The 6,080-nt window shown below is 40.5% G+C and carries 6 protein-coding genes; all 6 read left to right on the forward strand.

The genetic code is table 11. From position 1 onward, the window contains the following. Nucleotides 1-1,399 (forward strand): DNA mismatch repair endonuclease MutL (gene mutL, locus H5072_RS09720; protein ID WP_182693406.1); only part of this gene is annotated, 1,399 nt, incomplete at its 5' end. A 10-nt stretch (nt 1,400-1,409) separates the two neighbouring features. After that, nucleotides 1,410-2,327: a tRNA (adenosine(37)-N6)-dimethylallyltransferase MiaA gene (miaA, locus tag H5072_RS09725; protein WP_002957884.1), complete on the forward strand. Its 918-nt coding sequence runs from the start codon at nt 1,410-1,412 to the stop codon at nt 2,325-2,327. Between the two features lie 78 nt (nt 2,328-2,405). After that, complete coding sequence (gene hfq, locus H5072_RS09730; RefSeq protein WP_024597268.1) at nt 2,406-2,669, forward strand: RNA chaperone Hfq; 264 nt, start codon at nt 2,406-2,408, stop codon at nt 2,667-2,669. A gap of 15 nt (nt 2,670-2,684) precedes the next feature. Then, on the forward strand, nt 2,685-3,974 hold the full coding sequence (hflX, locus tag H5072_RS09735) for a ribosome rescue GTPase HflX (RefSeq protein WP_182693407.1): 1,290 nt from the start codon (nt 2,685-2,687) through the stop codon (nt 3,972-3,974). A 100-nt stretch (nt 3,975-4,074) separates the two neighbouring features. Further along, nucleotides 4,075-5,244 carry an FtsH protease activity modulator HflK gene (gene hflK / locus H5072_RS09740; RefSeq protein WP_002957881.1) on the forward strand — a complete coding sequence of 390 codons (1,170 nt, stop codon included), beginning with the start codon at nt 4,075-4,077 and terminating at the stop codon, nt 5,242-5,244. A 5-nt stretch (nt 5,245-5,249) separates the two neighbouring features. Continuing rightward, nucleotides 5,250-6,080, forward strand: an 831-nt coding sequence (hflC, locus tag H5072_RS09745) for a protease modulator HflC (protein ID WP_182693408.1), incomplete at its 3' end; no start/stop codon positions are given.

Raw genomic sequence — 6,080 nt, forward strand, 5'->3', positions numbered from 1 at the left:
ATTTTTTAATACTCCAGCACGTCGTAAATTTTTACGCACCGAAAAAACTGAATTTAGCCATATTGATGAGTTGATAAAGCGTATTGCGCTTAGTCGCTTTGATGTCTCTATTACACTAACTCACAACGAAAAAGTAGTAAGGCAGTATCGTGCCAAAACTGATCCCTCTCAGGCTATAACACGCGTAGCACAAGTTGCAGGTAAGGCCTTTGCTGAGCAAGGTTTGCATATTCAATCAGGAGAGGGCGGCCTACAGCTGCATGGTTGGGTGCTACCTGTAGGCTCAGCGAATACGACTCAGTACACTTATGTGAATAATCGCATGATGCGCGATAAGCTTATTTTGCATGCTATACGCCAGGCATTTGAAGAAGTAAGTGGAACACAAGAATTACCCGGTTTTGTCATTTATATTGATATTGACCCACGACAGGTTGATGTCAATGTTCACCCTGCTAAGCATGAAGTGCGTTTTCATCAAGGGCGGTTAATTCATGATTTTATATTGCAAGCTATTAAGCAGGTAGTAGTGCCATTGCAAGGCGAATTCACTAACGAATCAGCGAGCATAGAAGCAGAATTCACGCCAGCGTTCATTGAGTCAACGCATAGCAGTGCTAATAATATAGAAAGCGAAGGAGTGTTTGATTACCCTAAATCGCAATTACAGCCCTCTTACTCTGGAAGTGCTGGTAGCTCAAGTTCGTCCTCTGGTACTAGAAGTGTTGGCGGTGCATACCGTGCTGCACCAAGTACGAGCCATCATGACGTAAATGCGTTTTATCAAGGAGTGAGTGAGCAACACGCCGCGCATTTTGATAATGCAGCCAATATATCTGCTGCACTACACCAGTCCGTATCTGTGGATAATGTCTTAAAAGCTGTTTCTATTATAAGTGTTAGTGAAGGAGTGTGTGTCTATAGTGAAGAGCAGCAATTGTATTGCTCACATTTTAAATATGCATTAGTTGATGATTGGCATAATCAAATTAAAGAGTTCGGAAGTTTAGAAGGGAAAGCCCTTTTGTTACCAGTGCGAGTAAACTTAGAAAAAGAAGATTGCTTACTTATAGAATCCCAGCAATCGTGGTTTACCTTACTTGGTTTTGAACTTGTAATAGAAAAACAATTTGTAATGGTTAAAAAATTGCCAGCGTGTTTATATTTACTTGACGTAAGTGCAGCGGTAGGTGAGCTACTTGATGCGTGTAAAGCAAAAATTGAAAATATAGAGAATTGGTTAGAATGGCAAATGAAATGCGTGCCGACCCGATTTTATTTAAGCAATATATTTTTAGCGCAACAAATGCGCTTACAAAATAATCCACAAACTATTGAACGCTTGCGTAAAAAAGCAGTTAAAATAGAGCTAAATCACTATTTAACGCAATTAGATTAAGGTATCAGTGTTGAGTAATTTACCAGTTATATTTTTAATGGGTCCAACTGCAGCAGGTAAAACAGCATTGGCAATCTCGCTGTGCGAGCATTTAAATACAGAAATAATCAGCGTAGATTCAGCGCTAGTGTATAAAGGTATGGACATTGGTACAGCAAAACCTGATGCGGAAGAATTAGCCAAAGCTCCGCATCATTTAATTGATCTACTTGACCCGAGTGAAACGTATTCAGTTGCAGATTTTAGGCGCGATGCAGTGCAAAAAATTGACGAATTTCACAGACAAGGTAAAGTGCCTGTATTGGTTGGAGGTACAATGCTGTACTTCAAATCTTTAATTGATGGTTTATCGCCTTTACCTGAAGCAGATACAGAGATAAGAGCAGAGTTAGAAGCGCAAGCGAAAGAATTTGGCTGGCCTCATTTATATAAAGAATTAGTTAAAGTTGACCCAAAAGCAGCCGAAAAAATAAGTGAAAATGATTCACAAAGAATTAATCGAGCTTTAGAGGTTTACAGGTTAACTGGTAAGACCATGACTGAGTTGCAAATGCAAAAACAGCCGGCTTTACCTTATACTTTTCATCAATTTGCGATTGCACCGCAAGAACGCAGTGAATTACACCGCCGAATTGAAGAAAGGTTTAAAATAATGATTGATCAGGGGTTTGAAAATGAAGTTTCGACCCTATATCTACGTAAGGATTTACACCCCAATATGCCTTCTATTCGTTGTGTTGGTTATAGACAAATGTGGGATTACCTTGCGGGTGAAACAAACCATGATGAAATGGTTTTTCGTGGCATCGCAGCAACACGTCAGCTGGCAAAACGGCAGTTAACGTGGCTTCGTAGTTGGCCTGATGTTACTTGGTTAACAACAGGCGACGAAGAAAACTTGCATCGTGTAGTAAGTTCGCTAAGCTAGTAGTAGTTGAATATTGTTTTTTATCAAATAAGTTCAGCCACTTAATTATAATAACACCTAGAACGAAGGAACAATAACATGGCAAAAGGCCAATCGTTACAAGACCCATTTTTGAATGCACTACGACGTGAGCGCATTCCAGTATCAATCTTTTTGGTAAATGGCATAAAATTACAAGGCAAAATTCAGTCATTTGACCAATTTGTTATTTTACTAGAGAACACCGTAAATCAAATGGTTTATAAGCATGCAATTTCTACAGTTGTCCCTGCTCGCGCAGTTAACTTCCAAGCAGTTCAAGGGAGTGAAGACACTGAAGAGGCAGAAGCTGGAAACTTTTAATTAGGAGCATAATGTTTGTTTGACCGCTATGAATCCGGCGAACAGGCAATTTTAGTTCATATCGACTTGCCTAAAGAAGGAGATCGTGAAGATCTTCACGAATTAGAAATGTTGGTATCTTCTGCTGGTGTTAGTAGTTTGGCGGTTGTGCAAGGCAGCCGTCAAGCACCACATCCGAAACTATTCGTCGGTACCGGTAAAGCAGAAGAAATAGCTGAGATTGTCAAAATCCACAAAGCAGATGTCGTAATTTTTAATCATCAACTCAGGCCATCACAAGAGCGTAATTTAGAGCGCGTTTGTCAATGTCGTGTGCTTGATAGAACGACGCTAATTCTTGATATTTTTGCCCAACGCGCACGTACCCACGAGGGTAAGCTGCAAGTTGAATTGGCTCAACTTCGCCATATGTCGACTCGATTAATTCGAGGCTGGACTCACCTTGAACGTCAAAAAGGCGGGATTGGTTTACGTGGTCCTGGTGAAACTCAACTTGAAACTGACAGAAGATTACTTCGTGCCCGTATTCAAAATATTCGTGCACGTTTAGCTAAAGTTGCAGTGCAACGTGAACAAGGTAGGCGAGCTCGTACTCGCAACGAAATACCTACAGTTTCATTAGTTGGTTATACCAATGCGGGTAAATCTACATTATTTAATCGAATTACAAATTCAGATGTATACGCGGCCGATCAGTTGTTTGCCACGCTTGATCCGACTCTACGTAAGCTTGAGTTAGGTGATGTTGGCCCTGTTATCTTAGCTGATACAGTGGGCTTTATTCGTCACCTACCACATGACTTGGTTGCTGCTTTTAAAGCAACGCTTACTGAAACTCGCGAAGCTGATTTGCAGTTACATGTAATTGATGCCGCAGACTCACGTCTGCAAGAAAATATTGAACAAGTACAATCGGTGCTTAAAGAAATTGAGGCCGATGAAGTACCACAGCTATTAATTTATAATAAAATTGATGCGCTGGATAACGTAAGCCCACGTATTGATCGAGATGACGAAGGTCAACCTATAAGAGTATGGCTTAGCGCTCAGACTGGTGAAGGGTGTGAATTACTTAGCGAGGCTATCAGTGAGTTACTAGCTAAGAAGATGTTTAACGAAACATTATTTCTTACGCCATTGTATGGTCGCTTAAGAGCTGCATTGTTCAGTTTAAATGCAGTGCATGAAGAGCAATTTGATGTGCAAGGTAATTGGCTGTTAGATGTTAGAATGCCAATGGTTGAGTGGAATCGTTTAATTAAAGAATTTGGTCCTGAAATTGCTGGTTTTATCAACCGTAATTAAAAATTGACGTTTTAATGTCGGTTTTTGTATGAGAAACGCGGTAGATTTGTTAGATTTAACACAATTTCCTAATTTATTTAGATAACAATGGAGTATAGCTATGGCCTGGAATGAACCGGGTAATAATGGCAATGACAAAGATCCGTGGAATAATAAAGGCGGACGTGATCAAGGCCCACCTGATTTAGACGAGGTGTTCCGCAAGTTTAGTAACAAGTTCAGCGGCTTATTTGGCGGGAAAAAATCCGGCAATGGTAGCGGCGGTGGACTTGGCGGAGCCGGTATTTCATTCATACTTATTATCGCCGTTATTGTATGGGCGTTAAGTGGTATTTATACGGTTAAAGAAGCCGAGCGTGGTGTGGTTCTACAATTTGGTAAATATGACCGAATTGCTGATCCTGGTTTGCGCTGGAAAATGACTTTCATCGAAACGGTAATCCCAGTAGATATTGAAGCAGTTCGTTCATTATCGGCTTCTGGTTTTATGCTTACTGAAGACGAAAACGTAGTGAGCGTAGAGTTTCAGGTGCAATACCGTGTTATTGACCCATACCTTTATGAATTTAGCGTAACTAACGCTGATAGTAGCTTAGAAGAAGCGCTAGACAGTGCTCTGCGTTATGTTGTGGGCCATGCAAAAATGGACCAAGTATTAACTAATGGCCGTGAGGTTGTTCGTCAAAATACATGGGATGAGCTTAATAAGATTATCGAACCATATAACTTAGGTTTAATTGTTACTGACGTGAACTTTAAAGACTCTCGTCCACCAACTGAAGTTAAAGATGCATTTGATGATGCAATTGCTGCACAAGAAGATGAAGAACGTTTCATCCGTGAAGCAGAAGCATATGCTCGTGAAATTGAACCGCGTGCTCGTGGTCAAGTAACGCGTATGACTCAAGAAGCGGAAGGTTATCAAGAGCGCATTACATTAGAAGCACAAGGTGAGGTAGCTCGCTTTGAAAAGCTTTTACCTGAATATCAAGCAGCTAAAGAAGTTACTCGTGAGCGCTTATACATTGATGCAATGGAAGAAGTGTTAGGGAGTAGTTCTAAAATATTGGTTGATGTTAAAGGCGGCAATAACATGATGTATTTACCTCTTGATAAAATCATGGACAAGCAAGGAACCGCAACACGAGTTGCACTTCCAAGTTCAAGTGATATTCAAGACTTACGTAATAAAGTTAATACGTCGCGCAATAGCTCTGTTAATAGTGGCAATGACCGCTTTAACAACGACCGCTTCAATGATGGGAGATAATCATAATGAAAAACTTTAGTTTAGTAATACTATTAGCTGCCATTGTTATGTCTTTCTCATCGGTATTTGTTGTACCTGAAGGGCAAAAAGCAATTGTAATGTTATTCAGTAAAGTACAAAAAGATAGCGACGATAAAGCGATTGTATATGGCCCAGGCCTACAATTTAAAGTACCATTTTTTAGCCAAGTACGTCGTATTGATGCACGTATTCAAACGCTAGATGGTGCGCCAGATCGCTTTGTTACTAGCGAGAAAAAAGACTTAATTGTTGATTCGTTTGTAAAATGGCGCGTTAATGACTTTAGTGCTTTTTACTTACGTGCTCGTGGCGATAAGCAATATGCTGAAACGCTACTTAAGCAAAAAGTAAACAATGGTCTTCGTACAAACTTTGGTACACGTACAATTCGCGAAATTGTATCAGGTGAGCGTAGCGAGTTGATGGAAGAAGCGTTAGTACAAGCTTCTGAAAGTGCACGTGAGCTAGGTATTGAAGTACTAGACGTACGTGTTAAGCAAATCAACCTACCACAAGAAGTGAGTAGCTCTATTTACCAACGTATGCGCGCTGAGCGTACTGCGGTTGCAAAAGAGCACCGTTCTGAAGGTCAGGAAAAAGCAGAGACTATTCGTGCGGGAGTTGACCGTCGAGTAACTGTAATGCTTGCTGATGCTGAGCGTAATGCACGTTCTGTACGTGGTCAAGGCGATGCTGATGCTGCAGGCATTTATGCTAATGCGTATAACAAAGACCCTGAGTTCTTTAGTTTTGTACGTTCACTTGAAGCTTACAAAAAGACTTTTAAAGATAAGCAAGATGTTATGGTGCTTTCA

This window comes from Pseudoalteromonas sp. SR45-5, assembly GCF_014163565.1.
Classification (GTDB): Bacteria; Pseudomonadota; Gammaproteobacteria; order Enterobacterales; family Alteromonadaceae; genus Pseudoalteromonas; species Pseudoalteromonas distincta.

Coding starts and splice junctions, on each gene's coding strand:
- hfq (WP_024597268.1), top strand. CDS start 2,406: ATGGCAAAAGGCCAATCGTTACAAGACCCATTTTTGAATGCACTACGA.
- hflK (WP_002957881.1), top strand. CDS start 4,075: ATGGCCTGGAATGAACCGGGTAATAATGGCAATGACAAAGATCCGTGG.